This window comes from Paenibacillus polymyxa (assembly GCF_001719045.1).
Taxonomy (GTDB): domain Bacteria; phylum Bacillota; class Bacilli; order Paenibacillales; family Paenibacillaceae; genus Paenibacillus; species Paenibacillus polymyxa_B.
Genome location: NZ_CP015423.1, coordinates 5,434,154 through 5,451,326, shown reverse-complemented (window position 1 = coordinate 5,451,326; position 17,173 = coordinate 5,434,154). Strand labels below are relative to the sequence as shown.

The window sequence follows — 17,173 nt, the reverse complement described above, 5'->3', positions numbered from 1 at the left end:
CAGATATTAATTAATATTCCAAACTGTAAATACTTGCCCCCACTTGAACAAGATCAGGAGATGCTAACTTACCAATGCATATTCCAATATTCTTCTTTTCAGCCATTGAAGTTGAAATTTGAACAGAGCTAACGCTTAATACCATTTCATTTTGATTTGCATATTAATAAGAATTTTATCACCTATCATTTTTTTTATTTCTGGGTAGGTTAAATGATCTAATCCTTTGTTTGTTCCTACTATAATTGTACCTTCATCTTTTGACTCAAAAGTTAAACTAACATCCATTATTTTTCCCATTTTAACGTTGCCCCTTTATCGTTCTTCAATATAAAGTTCTCCCTTAACATCACGTATACGTAAATCAGCATTTTTTAAACGGGTTATGGCATCCCTTAGTAGTGTAATTTTCAAGAGATGTTAAATTAGGTTTAAAGACACGCTCTCGTCCAGTAAAAAGATATTGCCTCATCAGATCCGCTAAATTAGCCTTTTTTGTTTTAAAAGTGCTGGTGCGTCAGTCTTTTTTATAAAACATCAATATAGTTTCCATATATAGCAAAACCGAGAATGGATGGTATAATGAAGGATGATTTAAAGAAATCTGTAGTGTAGTGAAGGGATGATTCATATTGATAAATCACGATAATCTTGAAGAGTATCGAGACCCGATTAATTATGATCTTGAATTTGGCGGTGAGACTAATAAATACAATTTCTATCTTGATATGGCTAGATTGAACCCAGGCGAGGTTCTGGAACTTGCATGTGGTACAGGATTGACAACCATTCATTTATCAAAATCGGGGATACATATAACAGGTGTTGATATTTCTTCATCGATGCTTGAATATGCGCGGGTTAAAGCTCAAGGTTTGCCTGTGGATTTTATTGAAGCTGATGCTCGTACATTCGATTCCGAAAAGCGTTTTTCCATGATTTATTTGACAGGAAATGCATTCCAGGCATTTTTGAGCGATGAGGATCAACGAGCCTTACTCGAAACCGTCTACAGGCACCTAGAATCAAATGGGATATTTGTTTTTGAAACACGAAACCCCTTGGGAACCGATTTATCCAACCAAGAGGAAAGCATCTGGGGAAATTTTATCGATAAAGATGGAATTAAAGTCAAGATATCTGGGACACAGTCGTATGATTCAAGTAACCAGATCATGCACTGGGTCACATTCCGTGATTGGGGATCGGAGAAAACAATTTCTCGAATTGCATGTCGCTTTACTGATAATGACACGCTTCAGCGTTTATTAACGAGCCGCGGCTTTTGTATTGAAAATCAATATTCCGACTGGGATAAAACACCGTTTACTCCTTTATCTCCTTCCATCATTACTGTTTGTCGAAAACATGGAGCCTAAAACGAATAATCCCGGAATGTTCATCCCAAGTGTTTGACGACGCGCGTAAGATATCCATGTCATTCGCATGTTTTTGAAGGAACAACAGGCTATTCAGTGATTCCCGGAAAGAAAAATCGCCGAGTCACCCTAAAATATGATCAGGACGTTTACAAAAAAAACGTTATTTGGTGGAATGCTTCTTTAATAAAGTAAAGAATTTATCGTCGTCTGGCAACTCACTATGATAAATTAGCGTGTACATTCAAGTCTTTTTTTGCCTTGGCAACCATTATGGTTTGGCTTGCCTGAGTTTGAAGACACGCCCTAATTCATAAAAAATTCTATTGTTTTCTGCCAAGAATCTGATTGACCAAAAGAATTTCCTTTTAAAGTACCACCACAAGTAAAAACGCCTCCACCCATTTTTAAGTTCAATGTTTCGCTTAAAGGTATAATAAACGGTAATGGTAATGAGTGACCTAAATCCTTATAGTCTAAAAGATTGTATTTGTATTTATAATTGTTTTTTTTTCAAAATACTCATTATTTCTACACATGCCTCGTGAGTATTCCAAATATTATCTTGATGGCCTGAAATTAGCAATAAATTTGCATTTGCATTCTCTATTTTTATTCGAGCCTCCTCTTTATTTCTTGCCCTTTCCACACTTTTTTTATATGTAGTAGTAAAACCAAAAGGTATATTCTTTTCTAAGCAATGACGCTGATGATCGTAAAAAATATCATTATCAACGGGTATAAATGGTAATGATCTCCCTTCATATGACCATGATGAAACATTTTTACCACTCATCAAACCATCCAACGCTTGAAAACAATATGCATGGGGTGCAGAAGCCACAACTTTAGAAATGAAATTATATCGCGATGCCAAAAGTAACGCCAATTCTCCGCCTTTAGATGTACCGTGTACATATATTTCATTAGCACGTGTTAATGGATTCTTTTTAAGCCAAGAGAACACCTTTTCAAAATATTCAAGGGGAATTTCCTCTAGTTTTTTAGGCAATCCCTTTTCATTGAAATATCCAACGGTTAAAACATTAAAACCTCTAGATGCCAATGGTCCTGACAAAAGCGAAAGACCACTTCGTTCACCATCAGATCCACCCAATACTACAATCGTTTTATTATTTGAGTTTTCAGAATAAAATAACTCTCCCATAAATTCATCAGTGATCTGTTGTCTTTTCACTTCCGGTAACTTGAATATACGCTCTAGTCTTATACATTCTCGATCTTGTCCATTTTCACATACTATATCAATAAATACACTATCATCTATTGAAATATTAAGAGCGATATTCCCTCCCTCACTATTAATCTTTTGTAAAGAAGTAATAAGCCCCATACTATCTATATAATCATAAGTTCCAGAATCAGGTTTGTGTTTTGATAAATCAACACTGCCATTTGAATCCGCAGTAAACCAAGCAAATGATTGATACTTTTCACTTACTGCCCATGGAAAATGCATGGTTGCAGTTATTTTCGTTTTGCCCTCTGGTGGTAACCCTGTGACACAAAAATCGATTTTTTCATCAATAAGTGCAACTCTTGGTTGTACTTGTAATTTCATCTCGTAGCCTCCAAAGAAAATATAGAACTTGAATGGAAATATTGCCTATTTTCAATTCCATCATTTAAAATGTTTTCTCCGCAAAATAAAACTATCTAAAGCTCGAATTTGTGCTCCTTGAAACCCTTCCAGGTCTTCAAATTTATAATTTACGTCTTCCTCAAAACCAACGTACTCTTCGTTGTGAGTACCATATATTCTTTTCAATAAACTCCATAACACTTCTAATTCTTCAGTTGTGAATTCATTAAAAATATCTGCCATTAGGCATATTGCTTTCTCACCACATTCCAGCATGACTCTTTTCCCTAATTCCGTGATTTCCACGTTAATGGCACGTTTGTCCCGTTTGCTTGGTGTCGTAATCAAGTATCCTTTATTCTCTAAATTGACTACAAGCTTTTGTGCACTTTGTTTGCTTGTTTCTAACTTTCTTGCAATATTAACAAGTGTCGTTTCATCCTCTGGCAAATGAGCTATTGCCAGCATGATCATGTACTGTCGTGATGTTAATTTCTCAAAATAGTTGTCGCCTTGTATTTGCAACTTATTAGTAACTGAAAAAAAAGTAGCGTAAGTTTGTTGCATTATATATAACTCTCTAAGCGCTTTAGAATATTCCATAAATATATCCTTTTCTTTTTATTGTCACCATACTGACTATAATTACAATAACAGCATTTTGTATTATCGTCAACATGGTGACAATGATCATTTGGAAATTTACTACATTAAATAAACAATTGTTATTTTGTATCTGGAATCCCTAGTCGTTATGAACGATCAGCCCGGTCACGTCTTTTGCCTTGCAAAAGCTTTGGCAAGTCCTTATCGCAGAAAGATACCACCAGCGTTCGCCCACTCAATATTGCGTAATATCCGTTACCCATTTTTGGTTAGGCTTTTACTCTACACACTCAGCAGTTAAGTAGTTTCTCCTAGAGCGACGTTTTCGGCGAATTTTGGACTTGACTAAACTTTCAAAATGAATTGAATACAAACGCTCTACAGCTTGAATAAGTATTCTATTCATTTGGTTCACCTCCATTAGATATGAAAAAAACTTATTTCTCCTCATGGTTCGAGGTGAAATAAGTTTTGAATTAAGTGCATTCATTCAAACGAACAGGAGGCATTACCATTCGATTTCTTCAAATAAACGGAAAACCATCTTTTTTTCAAATTCATCTAATATCTTAAACCCAGTTATCTCATCTTCTTTTTCTCCAAGTTTTATCATAGTAGCTATTGCTAAGTCTCCTACTTTATAATGACCTATCATCTTATCTTGAGGTTCCCTTTTTGAAGACAATTCACTCAACTTTTTTATAATTCCCTCTGTACGGAGGCCTTCTTTTCCGATATGGGTCAATGCATGATATAAAACTATGGGGTTCTTTTCATCCAGCAAATTTTCTAACTCCTGTATTGAACATTTTCCTTCTTCTATTTTTTTTACTATATTCATTTTGTTCCTCCTGAATTATTTTTATTTCAAGTGACTGGTCAGTAATCTTCTTTCTTGAATATAATTTTCAAACAGCATATTTGCAATATCATTACGTCCCATATCTTCGGCAATTTTTATTTCTCTCATATATGCATTTAATTCCATCTTCACACGATTTATTGTTTGAAAATGGTAACTCATTCCTGGAAATCCTTGTTTTGAATCATCTAGGTAATGAGTATACTCATGAATTAACGCTCCTATAGAAGCATCTTCATCTATTATTAGTTGGCCAGGCCCTCCCTTGCTAGGAGAATATGCCATTGTGTTACCTTTATATATTACTTCTACTCCCTCTGAATGTAACTCATCAATAATTTTATTCCATTCTTGTGGATGTGACTCTCTTCCAGATCCAATAACTTCTTTTAAAGGATCATCAGGATTCTTTCTGAATATATCATCAATATCTGTATTTAGCCCTCTTACAAAAGCAGGGTGCTGTTCGCTTTCTTTTAAAATATTTGTACTTTTAGCACCTTCATACTTAACAGATCCCTCCAAAATATTCTTGGGCTTAATCAGCGCTTTAGTTGTCGTAGAACCTATCATCAAACCAGCTGTACCAATCAAATTTGCCATATGTTCTTTTGACCATGCATTTGTGGGATTAAATGCTCCCTGAATCATGCCCGATACTCCAAATGTACCGAAATTGAGCATGTCATTCCATGAATCGTTTTGTTTAGCTGCCCGTTCCATGTACCCTTGATACATTCCCTTCGGAATGCCATACGACATATAATCTAGGAAGCTCCAGACTGAATCAAATTTTTTCTCATATCGTTCTGAATTAGCTGCTACAAAATCCTGCCCAAGCTCCGTTAAGCTATCCGCCGATTTCTGGAGCGCATTTCGTGTATCTGCAACAGGAACTGTGCAAGTATTCGGTGGAGGTGGCAAGCAACCTGGGTCTAGATTCCCATCCTCCATCATATCTGTTAATCTAAACTTATTTGCATGCTGCCGTAGTTCTCTAGCAATCGAATCTGTTAGTGTAACAAAGTCAGCCATATTCTTCTGAGATGTTTGGAATCTATAATAGAATTGCTCCTTTGTTATCCCCTCCCAAAATCGTTCCATAAACGAAATTTGCTGCGATAACTGACTATTCATTTGCATCGCCGTTTGCTGCGCAAGCTCAAATTTCTTAGAGACAGTTATAAGTTGTTCAGGTGTCACTTTAATTGTTGTCATAATTTACCTCGGTTGAGTTCATTAAGACATAATAACATTATTCATATTTATGGAAAACCATCTTTATTACTAATTGTTATATGAATTAGAAGACTTAATCCCTACGACCTCTGACTTATATATTATTAAACGTTGGTGCCCCTTAATCACAATGTAAAGCCTTTTAACTATACATTTTTTTAACTTTAAAGTACTAGGATCTATCTTAGTTTAGATGATTTTTCTATCAAATATTTCAACCATCGTCAAAGCACCAGCTTTGTATCCAGAAATATAATCTGAGGCGGATAATATAGAAAACAAAACATCATTTAAATCTGATAGTTCTTCAATTAATTCGTAATCTTGTTCCGACAGTCTTGCTTTTAGTGCTTTCATAGAAGCGGATATTTTCTGATGGACTAGTTCAAGCTCAGGGTTTTTAGGTTTGGTTCGTTCGCTTGGGTACCATTTTCCGTAATATAAATCCTCTAAGATACTCATATTCATCTTCTCCTTCATGATATAGATAAGGTTTTGAGTTCGAATACAGAGTGCATTTTGTTCCTCAAAAACAAGGATATCTCAGTAAAAAATCAATACTGATTTTTAGCGAATATTTCACTAAGGTAATTGAGGACTAATGCCGAGTATCTGAAATGTGACCAGAGGATTTACACCGATTATGAACGCAGTGAAAAAGAATCACGTCCACATCGAGGATAATACTGTATGGGTGGCCGGATTCGGTCCGGTTGCCTGAGTAAGTCCTGGACGAAGTCAGCCCTTCTTGGAAAATAAGCAGGACTTCATATCTTCTACTCATTAAAGTTAGAAGTCATAACAAGAAAATTTTTAAAAAAATCTTCACTAATTACCATATTACTGTGGAGGGAAAGAATGCTTTTTGCCAACCCAAGCCACGAGAAGCGCAAGGAATAAGAGCGTGAATAATGCCCATGAAAATGATCCCGCACCAAAAGTTTCAAGTAAAATACCCCCAGCCATCCCGCCGCCAGCGATAGCCAGATTCCATACGGTCGTGTTAATCGGCATCACCATATCCACTTTGCTCTCCCCTGCAGCCTGAGCAAGCGCCGTTTGCAATAGCGTTGCTGCGCCGCCGAAAGTTAAACCCCATACCGTAACAATGATATAGATGATAAGGACATTGGAGTTGCTAAAGCTCATGGCAATAGAAATTAAGACGAAGGAAATAAGACTAATAAGGACAAGCTTACGCAGCCAACGGTCGATGAATACGCCAGTTATCCATATACCTACAAGAGCAGCAATGCCAAAGAAAGCCAGCGCCAGACTCACTCTCTCCCCCATCCCATTGGACGCAAGAAATGGAGCAATATAAGTGTAAAGAATATTATGTGCTGTCATCCAGGTCAGTACAACCAATAGTATGGGCCGAATCCCCGGTGTAAGGAAGACTGCATAGATCGAAGCTTGCTTATCGGAGGACTGTCCCGGATAGTCCGGCACCTTCCAAAGCACCCACGCGATCAGTATAACAGTCAGTAGCGACATGATTCCAAAAACAGAACGCCAACCCATAAGGTTCCCCAGAAACGTTCCCGCCGGGACACCAATAGCCAAGGCGATGGGCGTTCCAACCATGGCAACCGCCATCCCCCTCCCCTTCAATGTAGCAGAGACCATGCGGAGAGCGTAACCGCCGATCATACCCCATAGAACTCCAGCCGAAACTCCTGCCAGCAGACGGGCAGCCAGCGTCAGTATGTAGCTGGAGGAAATTGCGGTGACACTGTTAAAAACCAGGAAACCGCAGATAGCCAGAAGTAACAGCGGACGCCTCCGCCATTGGCGGGTAACTATAGCTACAGGGATGGCAGCCACTAAAGAACCGATGGCATAGACAGTGACCAGTTGACCAGCCATTGCCTCTGAAATATAAAGTCCCTTGCTTATTTGCGGAAGCAAACCAGCCGGAATCGTTTCCGTCATAATACAGATGAATCCTGTCATAGCCAAAGCGAGCAGGCCAAGCCAGGGAAAGGACCTAGAGGAAGCGGAAGACGCGATTTTTGCAGTATTAGAAGAATTATTGCTGGACATTAGCGCAGCTCCTTAAAATCGATTTCAAAACAAGTTCAAGCGAAAAATCAAGCACATATGCCAGTGATTTGCCCTCCTTTTAATTTTATTGTGGATCAATCATTCCATATTTTAAAGATGCCTCTCGGTCTTGTCAATTACTTTTGGATCGATTAGTATATAAGTACAAGATAAAAGGAGGCGACTCCATGGTTAGAACCGGAAGACCACGTAAATTCAGTCGCGACGAAGCGATCTCCCAAGCTATGATGTTGTTTTGGGAGCATGGATTTGAATCAACCTCTTTGGCTCAGCTCAAAAAGGCGATGGGCGGCATCTCCTCAGCCAGCTTTTATGCAGCTTTTGAATCAAAAGACGCATTATTCAAAGAAGCGCTGGACCAGTATTTGGCTACATACGGACAAGTATCGACAAGCCTTACAAACTATTCACTTTCATCGCGCACAGCTATTGAATTAGCCTTAAGAAGTTCAGCAATCATGCAGACTGAGCAGACCCATCCCTTGGGTTGTTTAGTCATATTCTCTGCAAATACTTGTTCGCCGGAAAACACTCATATTCGAGAACTATTGACCAGGCAAAGAGCAGTGACTAGGAACAAGTTCCATGCTCGTATTGAGCGAGCTACCAAGAACGGAGAACTTCAAGAATCCACAAATGTTAGCATGTTAACCACACTATTCGTTACCTTCCTGGAAGGTATATCTACAGAAGCCAGAGATGGTGTGCCCCTAGACAACATTGATGCAGCCATAACCAAATTGATGGAGCTTTGGGATACTTGTGCCTGAGACTGGCTCAGTTTTCATGAAATAAGGGCATACCAATAGAAAAGGCAATCCTCCTAAAAAAGGAGATTGCCTTTTTATTCAGGAAGATTTGCTTCTCTCAAAAACGGCTTTATTCAGCCTATCCTACACATTAGTTTGACTTAATTGGGTATCGAAGTGTGATTTGAAATAGAATCGATTATTAAATCCCAATCGTCATAGTGAAGCTCATGCCCAGCACCTTCCAATGTCAGTAAAACTGCACCTGGAATTTCGTTAGCAAGATTTATTCCGTGTTCATAAGGGATAATCGGATCTTCAGTACCGTGAATCACCAGAGCAGGGACGGTTATTTCCCCTGTCCTAGCCAGATAGGATTCTCCACCTGACAGCATTGCGTGATTGTTCATGCTGGCTATATTGTTGCTTCTTTTCCATTCTTCTTTTGCTAATTTATAAACTTTTTTCTCATCGAAAGCGTGTTTTGAACCTACTAGAATTCTTGATCTACCTATCACAAAATCGACCACCGATTGTTCGTTCGTCCAATCTATTGCTCCCATATTCGAGAAATAGTCCATAACCTTTTCCTCCATCGGTGGAAGATCGGGAGCAAAATTGGACGTTGATACGAGGGTAACGGTTAGAACTCTGCCTGGATGTCGCAGAGCTATCATTTGAGTCAGCATGCCGCCCATGGACATGCCCACAATATGCGCTTGCTCAATCTTATACGCATCCAATACTCGAATAGCATCATCTGCCATGTCTTCGAAAGTATAGTCCGGTTGCCCAGGTTCATAGGTTGTAGAACGTCCAACATCTCGGTTATCATAGCGAACGACAAAGCGACCTGTCTCTGCTAAACGCTGGCAGAATTCTTCCTCCCACCAGACCAGTGAGGATTGAGCCCCCATAATCAGTAATATTGCCGGGTTAACTTGCTTTCCGAAACTGTCAGTACAAATTACTATTCCATCGCTTTTTATGAGTTGTTCGTTCATGTAGAATTCCTCCCCTCAATGATATATAAAACAAAAAAACACAGAATATTAGTCTATGTTTACAGTAATCGAAAAATAATTTAGAAATGAATGCGAATTATCTTCATCACTTACCTCCATAAAGTACTTTCAGTTCCTCTTCCTTCATCGTAAATGTATGTTTTTCTTCAGGAAACGTTTATTCTTCACATCAGCAGTATAAGCTTGAATGGACTCTAATATAAACGGATTCAATGCCCTCCTCCTCAATTTAAATGGGACATATATTCAATTGCTGTTGTTCCATATACACTTCTACTAGTCCTGACTAGGCCCAGCTATGGAATTTAGAGTTTTCCGTAGTCAAACGGATGTTTTAAGCCACAATTGGTTTCTTTCACGCTGTTTGCTATATCAAAATTTCCCTTATCCAAGAGTTTCTTGTTGTCCGCAGCTGTCTTTTAAAAATTACTTAGCCCGAATCCTCCACCATTAAGATGTCATTGACCTTACCGACAACAAACGAAATTATGGATTATTGTGGTATTATTTTGGATTATTGTTAATACTACGTATCTGAGGAGGGTGAAAATGAAGTTACATACCAAATTTTCAAGACAATTATGCCGGAATATCGATCTCATTTGTGACTTCATGGGAAACAGTTCGGATTTTATTGTTCGTGAAATCACAGCTGGCCATAAACACGCCGCACTTTTTTATTTGGACGGAATGACTGACATGCAAAAGGTACAGGACAATGTGATCCGTCCGTTGCATGATCGTGTCTCCTCTGACGAGATCACTTTACCGTTATTGAAAAACGCAATTTTGGACATTGGTGAAGCAAGCTTTGCTCAAAACTTTGAAGATGCTTTGGAACAGATCCTCTCAGGTGGTCTTCTCCTACTCCTGGACGATATGGATGAAGGATTGATCATTTCTTTGCCTGGATGGGAAGAACGCAGCATTACAGATTCGAAGACACAGCCTGTGGTCAGAGGTCCGCAAGAGTCGTTTACAGAAACTTTACGTACGAATACGACTATGGTTCGTCGAAGGGTGAAGGATACAAGAGTACGTCTAACTACCATAAAAGTTGGCGAAAAAACCAAGACCGATATATCGGTCATGTATTTGCATGGGGTCGCTGACCCAAAAAAGGTGCAGGACATGATATCCAAGTTAAAGAACATGCATGTAGAAGGTGTGCTTGAAAGCGAATATTTGGAAGAATGTCTCCAAGAAAATAAACAACTCACGATATTTCCGATCTTTTATAATTCTGATCGCCCAGACTCTATTGCAGCAGGAATTATGGAGGGGAAAATTGCGATATTTGTGGATGGATCTCCCTTCGCCATCCTTGCACCTGCGGTGTTTGTAGACTTTCTTCAATCCGCAGAAGATTATTATCAATCCTTTATTTACAGTAGTATCATTCGAATATTAAGGTACATATGCCTGGCAATCTGTATGTTGGCTCCGGCCATTTATGTCGCATTAACGACATTTCATCAGGATATGATTCCAACAGTTTTGTTATTAAGCTTATCCGCGCAACGTGAAGGAGTTCCGTTTCCAGCATTTATTGAGGCGATGATCATGGAAGTGGTTTTTGAAATTCTGAGGGAGGCAGGTCTTCGTATGCCACGGACGGTCGGTCAAGCCGTTTCTATTGTCGGGTCAATAGTGATCGGCCAGGCTGCTGTAGAAGCAAACATCGTTTCGGCTGTTATGGTCATTGTTGTTGCAATAACTGCCATTTCGAGCTTTGTCATTCCCTCGTACACCTTTGCCATTCCAATCCGGATATTACGTTTCGCTTTCATAGGCATAGCCGCTATGTTTGGTGTGTACGGATTGACTGTTGGTATTCTCATGCTCTTTGTGCATCTCAATGGGCTTCATTCATTCGGTGTACCGTATTTAAGTCCCTTTGCCAATTACAAATCGTCTGAGCAGAGGGACGCCATATTGCGTTTTCCATATAGAACTAACAAAAAACATCGCAAAAACTAAAGGAGTAGACCATCATGAACTCGTATCGATCCACCATTTTATTACTGATTATGTGCGTCTGGCTAATGGTGTTTCTTACGGGTTGCTGGAACAGTAAGGAATTGAGCGCAATTTCCGTCGTGATGGCTCTGGGCATTGATGCAGTTGATGACCAATATGAAGTCAGTTTACAAGTGGTTGACCCAACGAAAATGTCTCAGAATTCCCCCATGGAACGGACGCCAACGATCGTTTTTTCCAAACGCGCCGATACCATATTTGAAGCTATTCGAAAATTAACAACGGAATCGTCCCGAAAAATGTATATGTCTCACTTAAAGTTTGTCATTTTTGATGAAAAAACGGCAAAAAAAGGAATCAAGGAGCCGCTGGACTTTCTGTTCCGTGATCATGAAGTTCGGCCTGATTTCTATTTGGCCGTTGTCAGAGGAAACACGGCAAAGGAGGCCGTTACTTTTGTAACTCCAACCGAGGTCTTGCCTGCAATGGATATGTATAAGGCATTAAGGCTTTCTGAAAAAGCATGGGCTCCAACTTCCGCGGTCAATGTGAAAGATATTTTACAGAGTTTCACAGATGATGGCATTGAACCGGTTCTCACCGGTATTCGACTGACAAACCTAGAAAAAGGTCTAACTATTGATAATGTGACAAAGTCGCCCCAACATGTTAAATACTTTTTTACTGGAATTGGTGTTTTCAAGGGCGACCGACTTATCAATTGGATGGATGATTCACAAAGTAAAGCCTTTACCTATATATCCAATCGTGTTTCCAGCACCGTAGCTTCCATCGATTGTCCGAATTCCAAAGGAAAATTTGTTGTTGAAGTAATCCGTTCCAAAGTAAAGATGCGTCCAAAAATAATAGATCATGAGCCGCACATTTCTCTTATTGTGGATACAGAATCCAATATCGGAACGGTCTCGTGCAATGCCAACCTTAAGAATGAAGAGACATTTAGAGATCTTCAAGAATCAGCTAAAGAGCATCTGGAACAATCTTTGAAGGAGGGCATTTCGTACGCACAACAAATTGGTTCCGATATATTCGGGTTTGGAGAAGCTTTTCACCGCAAGTTCCCACGTGAATGGCATAAATGGAAAGAGGATTGGCCAGAAAAATTTCAAACGCTTAAAGTGGATATTCAGCTCAATTATCGTTTAGTCCGGTTCGGGGACATTACCAGTCCAATCGATATGGGAATACACAATCAGGAGTGAATGCAATGCTTTATGTGATTCTCGTAACTTCCATTTTAACATCTTTGTATGAGTTTAAAAAATTCAAGGAGAAACAATATGTGCGTGAAATTGTATTCAGCTCGATATTGTTGATTATAGGCGTTATATTGATTATCCTACGGATCGCCAACATTAAACTGCCGACTCCACTGACGGGCATTCAAATCCTATTTCAACCAATAAGTCGGTTACTTACAGAAATGTTATCTTAAGGGGGTATTGGAATGAATTCCAATCTGACGGTTCGACAAGCTATTTTGTGGTTTGCATTGTATCAAATAGGAAGCGCATATCTGGTGCTCCCAGCGGTAATTACCGCTGTCGCTAAACAAGATGCCTGGCTCTCCATCCCAGTCTCCTTAGGTTTTCATCTGTTATTGATACCTTTATATGCCTCCATCTCTAGGCAAATGCAGGGGAAATCTTTCGTAGAGCATCTCCGTTGCCTCTTCGGTCCCTTGGGCGGGACGATCAGCATCGTTTTCATTTTTTTCTTTCCCTTTCTTGTGTTCATTATGACACTTCGAAATCTGGGCGACTTTATTACGATAGCTATTATGCCGGAAACTCCCTCCGACGCGATATATTTTATCATGCTTATAGTCATTTATTTTGCCGTTCGATCAGGCCCTGCTGTAATTGGCCGTTGTGCGGAAATCCTATTTTTTTTCCTTCTGGTTCTGTATCTTTTGGTCAGGTTTACCCTTCTTTCTGATACCACCATAGATAATGTGCTCCCTATTTTTGAGTATGGTTTGAACCCTATCGTTCTCGCTTCGTTCAATTTGTTTGCCTTTCCCTACCTTGAGGCAATTCTGTATCTTTTTTTTGCACAGTACATCCCCGATCCAAAAAAGTGGAGAAAGACAGTGATAACTTGTGCTTTGATTAGCGGCGGCATGTATTTTTTCATGGTTCTACAAATAATCGCCGTGATGAGTGAAGGTGTTGTATCTAATTTGACATTTCCTACTTTTTTTATTAACCGAACAATCAGTAACGGAGAGTTTCTTCAACGGTTTGAAATTTTCGTTGCAGTGTTCTGGTTTGTCACCATTTTTTTCCGACTCGCACTGCTTTTATATGTTTCAGCGCAAGGGATTGCAGATGCTTTTCGTCTTCGAAGCGCTAACTCTCTCTTAGTTCCTCTGATCCTAATCGCATTGGCAATGGTTCATTCTATTTGGCCAAATATGCAATTTTTAATCAAGTTTTTTTCAGTATGGCCTTTTTACGCCATGATTTTCGGTATCGTGTTTCCTATTGTGCTATGGCTGGTGGGTAAGGTATCGTTGAATTTACGGAAAAAGTATCACTAAAGTTGCGTTGGCTATATGAACATACTGTTCTCAAATAAACTTTTGTTGTACTCATTATTGCAATTTAGCAAGAAGCAACTCCAGTTCCTCCCTTTCAAGATGTCTCCATTGCCCACGTTCCAGATGATCCAAGGTAATATTCATAATTCGAACACGTTCCAGCTTTAGCACCCTGTACCCCAAGGCCTTGCACATTCTGCGAATTTGCAAGTTCAGACCCTGCGTCAAAATAATGCGGAACTCGTATTCGCTCGTACGATCAACCTTGCACGGTTTGGTAATGACGTTCAATATTTCAACGCCACAAGACATGGCCTGCGTAAACTCGTTTGTAACAGGTTGGTCTACAGTCACTACATACTCCTTCTCATGACCATGTTCGGAACGCATCATTTGATTGACAATGCTTCCATCGTTGGTTAATAGAATGAGTCCCTCTGACGCTTTATCCAGCCTGCCGATGGCAAAAATCCGCGAAGGATAATTGACATAACTAATAATATTGCCAGCCACTTGCTCCGCTGCGGTACAAACAATGCCTATAGGCTTATTCAGAGCCAAATATACAGGTTCACTGGAATTAAGCGGAATAGCTTCTCCATCAATCAGCACGATATCCTGTGGCTCTACTTCCGCGCCCGCTTCACAAACATTTCCATTAATTGTAATTCGTCCTGCTGCAATCAGCCTGTTGGTTTCCCGACGTGAGCAAAATCCTGTCTCACTGATGTACTTGTTAATTCTCACAATTCACCTGCTTCTGATTTATAATATGCGAGTTTAAGTAAATAATTAAAAAAACACCTGATTGTTCTTGCTTAATCAGATGTTCGACGTTTACGACAACTTATACTTTCCCGGCTTATTTGCTACTGTTGCCGCCGCTTTTATTCCTTGTTGGTTTGGCTGTGCCGCCTTTTGTACCACCTGCCGCTTTGCTTCCCGGTGCGCTTGTAGAAGCGCTTTTTGTTCTTACTGGCTTCGCAGTTTTGTTCCAGCGTGTCCAGCCCTTACTACCTGTACCTCTGCCGGTCCCGCCGCCCTTGCTTTTTCCACCCATATGATCACTCCATTACTAGTCGTTCAGATTTAACTAAGCTATCATACCATTACTTTGATCATCATGCCCATTTCTTTTAAAAATTGAACATGTTAAGCCGCAAATACTTTCGCAAAACGGATCTTGTTGTATTTTTGTTTGTTTGCAAGTAAATAATGATTCTTGAAGGAGTGAAACACATGTCTGTTGATGTTTATCTTAACTTTAATGGAAATTGTCGTGAAGCAGCGGAGTTTTACGCAGAGGCATTTGGGACTGAGAAACCACAAATCATGACGTTTGGTGAAGCACCACCCAACCCCGATTATCCTCTCCCTGAAGAAGCCAAAAATTTGGTCATGCATACGCGGCTTCAAATTGATGGTAGTAATGTCATGTTCTCAGACGTTTTTCCTGGTATGCTTTTCGTAGCCGGAAACAACATCAGCCTCGCCATCGTCAATAAGGACGAAGAGAAAATTCGATCGTACTTTCATAAGTTAAAAGAAGGAGGAACCGTAAGCATGGAACTTCAAGAAACATTTTGGAGTAAATGTTACGGTAGCCTTAAAGATAAGTTCGGAATTGAATGGCAGTTAAGCTATGATAACGGAATGACCGACAGTTAGTCTGTTATATTAACCTACGACAGTTAAGCCCTCACAAGCTATTCTGACTGAATGCTTTGTGAGGGCTTAATATTAGCTTGAAGTTACTCTATACAGCAGCCTTAGAATTCTTCCAAAACCTTGAATTTGTCTCCATGGATCTTATCCAAGTGATCCTCTCCCCAGTAGCATAAATGGTCTAGCGCGGGTTTTAATCCCCAGCCGTAGTCCGTTAACTCATACTCCACTTTAGGAGGGACTTCATTATAAACCTTTCGTGTAACGATCTCATCCTTTTCTAGGCCTCTGAGCTGAGTAGTCAGCATTTTTTGTGTAATGCCGGGTATTAACCGACGAAACTCAGATGTTCGTTTCCGTCCTGTCATCAGATGGTAGATAATCAAAGGCTTCCATTTCCCTCCCATCACCTCTAAAGCCGCTTCCACTCCAACTTGATACTTCTTTTGAACCCTATTTTTTATCTGTTCAGTCATTTCTTAATCCTCCTTTAGAAGGCTTCGTTTGCTCAGAACAACCATCACTTCAATTCATTACTCAGATCAGTTTCTAGGGAATCTACCTAGGGCACTTCCATGTTCCTATGGCACCTGTATCATCCTATAGAACTTGAAAGTGCGTACTTCCAGATTATTTTCCTACTGTATATAATAGCATCAAGCATTGAGCATTCCTAGAAGTAAACTATTGAGAAAGGTAGTGAAGAAGCATGAAAGTATTAACCGTTGTTTCACACCCGAGAAAAGATTCCTTGACCTTTAAGGTTGCTGATCGTTTCGTACAGGGTCTTGCCGATGCAGGCCACGATTATGAGATATTGGATTTGCATGAGATTGGTTTTGATCCTATTTTAAAAGGAGTAGATGAACCGGATTTGACAGTTGCGGAACAGTCCTTTTCCCCTGAAGTAGAAATGGAAATGAGGCGGATGAAGGAGCATGATGCATTGGCATTTATTTTTCCTCTTTGGTGGTGGAGTTTGCCAGCTATGCTGAAGGGTTATATTGACCGTGTATGGAACAATGGGTTTGCGTACGGTTCGAATTACCTGCATCATCAGCATGTCTTGTGGATTGGCTTGGCCGGAGTTTCGAAGGAACAGATGAAAAAGCGTAAGTATGATGAAATGATTACTCATTTGCTGAATGTGGGAATTGCAGATTATTGCGGGGTTTCCAATTCCAAGGTTGAATTCTTATATGAAACCCTGAGTTCAAATTCCGGTCATTTTGAAATGCTGCTGGACCAAGCTTATCACTTGGGTTTGAATTATGCCAAGGATTAGGCTTTATTTACAATCCCCACCCTTCAACACGAAGGCCGGAAATCCTAACAGAATGTGAGAAAGAATTGTTTTTCCACAAGGAGACCTAAGTAGTAACAAAAAAAGATACTAACCTAGCCATTTTTTCTATGGACATGGGTTAGCGTCTTT

At 39.7% G+C, this 17,173-nt stretch carries 19 protein-coding genes and 2 pseudogenes; 8 read left to right on the top strand and 13 right to left on the bottom strand.

Features of this window, described 5'->3' with window-relative positions; genetic code table 11:
• Positions 1-135: 135 nt before the first annotated feature.
• Positions 136-300 (bottom strand): hypothetical protein, encoded by a 165-nt coding sequence (locus tag AOU00_RS27270; protein WP_172828315.1) that lies wholly within the window; start codon positions 298-300, stop codon positions 136-138.
• A 332-nt stretch (positions 301-632) separates the two neighbouring features.
• Here AOU00_RS27270 and AOU00_RS24440 point away from each other — a divergent pair, with 332 nt between their 5' ends.
• Positions 633-1,379: a class I SAM-dependent DNA methyltransferase gene (locus AOU00_RS24440; protein ID WP_081112457.1), complete on the top strand. Its 747-nt coding sequence runs from the start codon at positions 633-635 to the stop codon at positions 1,377-1,379.
• Positions 1,380-1,685: 306 nt separating this feature from the next.
• On the opposite strand, the pseudogene AOU00_RS27400 reads toward AOU00_RS24440, so the two are convergent.
• The 7 genes and pseudogenes from AOU00_RS27400 to AOU00_RS24410 all read right to left on the bottom strand — a co-directional run.
• Positions 1,686-1,829, bottom strand: a pseudogene (locus tag AOU00_RS27400) (acyl-CoA thioesterase); the annotation flags it as partial.
• Between the two features lie 46 nt (positions 1,830-1,875).
• Positions 1,876-2,961: an acyl-CoA thioesterase/bile acid-CoA:amino acid N-acyltransferase family protein gene (locus tag AOU00_RS24435; RefSeq protein ID WP_250637525.1), complete on the bottom strand. Its 1,086-nt coding sequence runs from the start codon at positions 2,959-2,961 to the stop codon at positions 1,876-1,878.
• 60 nt (positions 2,962-3,021) lie between these two features.
• Positions 3,022-3,585, bottom strand: a complete 564-nt coding sequence (locus tag AOU00_RS24430; RefSeq protein WP_061830185.1) for a MarR family winged helix-turn-helix transcriptional regulator — start codon at positions 3,583-3,585, stop codon at positions 3,022-3,024.
• A gap of 511 nt (positions 3,586-4,096) precedes the next feature.
• Positions 4,097-4,429 carry a hypothetical protein gene (locus AOU00_RS24425; RefSeq protein WP_061830184.1) on the bottom strand — a complete coding sequence of 111 codons (333 nt, stop codon included), beginning with the start codon at positions 4,427-4,429 and terminating at the stop codon, positions 4,097-4,099.
• A 21-nt stretch (positions 4,430-4,450) separates the two neighbouring features.
• The gene (locus AOU00_RS27265) at positions 4,451-5,668 is read right to left on the bottom strand and encodes a WXG100 family type VII secretion target (protein ID WP_061830183.1); all 1,218 of its coding nucleotides are present in this window, start codon (positions 5,666-5,668) and stop codon (positions 4,451-4,453) included.
• 210 nt (positions 5,669-5,878) lie between these two features.
• Positions 5,879-6,151 carry a DUF6809 family protein gene (locus AOU00_RS24415; protein ID WP_069291877.1) on the bottom strand — a complete coding sequence of 91 codons (273 nt, stop codon included), beginning with the start codon at positions 6,149-6,151 and terminating at the stop codon, positions 5,879-5,881.
• 378 nt (positions 6,152-6,529) lie between these two features.
• Positions 6,530-7,735: an MFS transporter gene (locus tag AOU00_RS24410; RefSeq protein ID WP_081330752.1), complete on the bottom strand. Its 1,206-nt coding sequence runs from the start codon at positions 7,733-7,735 to the stop codon at positions 6,530-6,532.
• 188 nt (positions 7,736-7,923) lie between these two features.
• Between AOU00_RS24410 and AOU00_RS24405 the strand changes: the two genes are divergently transcribed.
• Positions 7,924-8,526 (top strand): TetR/AcrR family transcriptional regulator, encoded by a 603-nt coding sequence (locus AOU00_RS24405; protein ID WP_069291876.1) that lies wholly within the window; start codon positions 7,924-7,926, stop codon positions 8,524-8,526.
• A 140-nt stretch (positions 8,527-8,666) separates the two neighbouring features.
• On the opposite strand, the gene AOU00_RS24400 is transcribed toward AOU00_RS24405, so the two are convergent.
• Positions 8,667-9,509 carry an alpha/beta fold macrolide esterase gene (locus AOU00_RS24400; protein ID WP_061830179.1) on the bottom strand — a complete coding sequence of 281 codons (843 nt, stop codon included), beginning with the start codon at positions 9,507-9,509 and terminating at the stop codon, positions 8,667-8,669.
• 106 nt (positions 9,510-9,615) lie between these two features.
• Positions 9,616-9,713 (bottom strand): annotated as a pseudogene (locus AOU00_RS27260) (3-methyl-2-oxobutanoate hydroxymethyltransferase); the annotation flags it as partial.
• Positions 9,714-10,079: 366 nt separating this feature from the next.
• Between AOU00_RS27260 and AOU00_RS24395 the strand changes: the two are divergent.
• The 4 genes from AOU00_RS24395 to AOU00_RS24380 are packed head-to-tail and all read left to right on the top strand — an operon-like array spanning position 10,080 to position 14,073.
• Positions 10,080-11,510 carry a spore germination protein gene (locus AOU00_RS24395; protein WP_061830178.1) on the top strand — a complete coding sequence of 477 codons (1,431 nt, stop codon included), beginning with the start codon at positions 10,080-10,082 and terminating at the stop codon, positions 11,508-11,510.
• A 14-nt stretch (positions 11,511-11,524) separates the two neighbouring features.
• A complete protein-coding gene (locus tag AOU00_RS24390; RefSeq protein WP_069291875.1) occupies positions 11,525-12,733 on the top strand; it encodes a Ger(x)C family spore germination protein in 1,209 nt (402 codons plus the stop codon).
• Positions 12,734-12,738: 5 nt separating this feature from the next.
• On the top strand, positions 12,739-12,966 hold the full coding sequence (locus AOU00_RS24385) for a hypothetical protein (RefSeq protein ID WP_061830176.1): 228 nt from the start codon (positions 12,739-12,741) through the stop codon (positions 12,964-12,966).
• Positions 12,967-12,978: 12 nt separating this feature from the next.
• On the top strand, positions 12,979-14,073 hold the full coding sequence (locus tag AOU00_RS24380) for a GerAB/ArcD/ProY family transporter (protein WP_061830175.1): 1,095 nt from the start codon (positions 12,979-12,981) through the stop codon (positions 14,071-14,073).
• Between the two features lie 54 nt (positions 14,074-14,127).
• Here AOU00_RS24380 and AOU00_RS24375 read toward each other — a convergent pair whose 3' ends face one another.
• Together AOU00_RS24375 and AOU00_RS24370 are read right to left on the bottom strand one after the other, a co-directional pair.
• Positions 14,128-14,820 carry a pseudouridine synthase gene (locus tag AOU00_RS24375; RefSeq protein ID WP_069291874.1) on the bottom strand — a complete coding sequence of 231 codons (693 nt, stop codon included), beginning with the start codon at positions 14,818-14,820 and terminating at the stop codon, positions 14,128-14,130.
• A 115-nt stretch (positions 14,821-14,935) separates the two neighbouring features.
• The gene (locus AOU00_RS24370; RefSeq protein ID WP_013310240.1) at positions 14,936-15,133 is read right to left on the bottom strand and encodes a DUF3934 family protein; all 198 of its coding nucleotides are present in this window, start codon (positions 15,131-15,133) and stop codon (positions 14,936-14,938) included.
• Between the two features lie 179 nt (positions 15,134-15,312).
• Between AOU00_RS24370 and AOU00_RS24365 the strand changes: the two genes are divergently transcribed.
• Positions 15,313-15,741: a VOC family protein gene (locus AOU00_RS24365; protein ID WP_069291873.1), complete on the top strand. Its 429-nt coding sequence runs from the start codon at positions 15,313-15,315 to the stop codon at positions 15,739-15,741.
• A gap of 101 nt (positions 15,742-15,842) precedes the next feature.
• Here the strand turns inward: AOU00_RS24365 and AOU00_RS24360 are convergent, their stop codons facing one another.
• Entirely contained in the window at positions 15,843-16,214 is a 372-nt protein-coding gene (locus AOU00_RS24360) for a winged helix-turn-helix transcriptional regulator (protein ID WP_061830172.1), read from the bottom strand.
• A 233-nt stretch (positions 16,215-16,447) separates the two neighbouring features.
• Between AOU00_RS24360 and AOU00_RS24355 the strand changes: the two genes are divergently transcribed.
• The gene (locus AOU00_RS24355; protein ID WP_061830171.1) at positions 16,448-17,023 is read left to right on the top strand and encodes an NAD(P)H oxidoreductase; all 576 of its coding nucleotides are present in this window, start codon (positions 16,448-16,450) and stop codon (positions 17,021-17,023) included.
• The last annotated feature ends 150 nt before the right edge of the window (positions 17,024-17,173 follow it).

Coding starts and splice junctions, on each gene's coding strand:
- AOU00_RS24365 (WP_069291873.1), top strand. CDS start 15,313: ATGTCTGTTGATGTTTATCTTAACTTTAATGGAAATTGTCGTGAAGCA.
- AOU00_RS24425 (WP_061830184.1), bottom strand. CDS start 4,429: ATGAATATAGTAAAAAAAATAGAAGAAGGAAAATGTTCAATACAGGAG.
- AOU00_RS24390 (WP_069291875.1), top strand. CDS start 11,525: ATGAACTCGTATCGATCCACCATTTTATTACTGATTATGTGCGTCTGG.
- AOU00_RS27270 (WP_172828315.1), bottom strand. CDS start 300: ATGGGAAAAATAATGGATGTTAGTTTAACTTTTGAGTCAAAAGATGAA.
- AOU00_RS24355 (WP_061830171.1), top strand. CDS start 16,448: ATGAAAGTATTAACCGTTGTTTCACACCCGAGAAAAGATTCCTTGACC.
- AOU00_RS27265 (WP_061830183.1), bottom strand. CDS start 5,668: ATGACAACAATTAAAGTGACACCTGAACAACTTATAACTGTCTCTAAG.
- AOU00_RS24360 (WP_061830172.1), bottom strand. CDS start 16,214: ATGACTGAACAGATAAAAAATAGGGTTCAAAAGAAGTATCAAGTTGGA.
- AOU00_RS24435 (WP_250637525.1), bottom strand. CDS start 2,961: ATGAAATTACAAGTACAACCAAGAGTTGCACTTATTGATGAAAAAATC.
- AOU00_RS24400 (WP_061830179.1), bottom strand. CDS start 9,509: ATGAACGAACAACTCATAAAAAGCGATGGAATAGTAATTTGTACTGAC.
- AOU00_RS24410 (WP_081330752.1), bottom strand. CDS start 7,735: ATGTCCAGCAATAATTCTTCTAATACTGCAAAAATCGCGTCTTCCGCT.
- AOU00_RS24405 (WP_069291876.1), top strand. CDS start 7,924: ATGGTTAGAACCGGAAGACCACGTAAATTCAGTCGCGACGAAGCGATC.
- AOU00_RS24370 (WP_013310240.1), bottom strand. CDS start 15,133: ATGGGTGGAAAAAGCAAGGGCGGCGGGACCGGCAGAGGTACAGGTAGT.
- AOU00_RS24415 (WP_069291877.1), bottom strand. CDS start 6,151: ATGAGTATCTTAGAGGATTTATATTACGGAAAATGGTACCCAAGCGAA.
- AOU00_RS24430 (WP_061830185.1), bottom strand. CDS start 3,585: ATGGAATATTCTAAAGCGCTTAGAGAGTTATATATAATGCAACAAACT.
- AOU00_RS24395 (WP_061830178.1), top strand. CDS start 10,080: ATGAAGTTACATACCAAATTTTCAAGACAATTATGCCGGAATATCGAT.
- AOU00_RS24385 (WP_061830176.1), top strand. CDS start 12,739: ATGCTTTATGTGATTCTCGTAACTTCCATTTTAACATCTTTGTATGAG.
- AOU00_RS24380 (WP_061830175.1), top strand. CDS start 12,979: ATGAATTCCAATCTGACGGTTCGACAAGCTATTTTGTGGTTTGCATTG.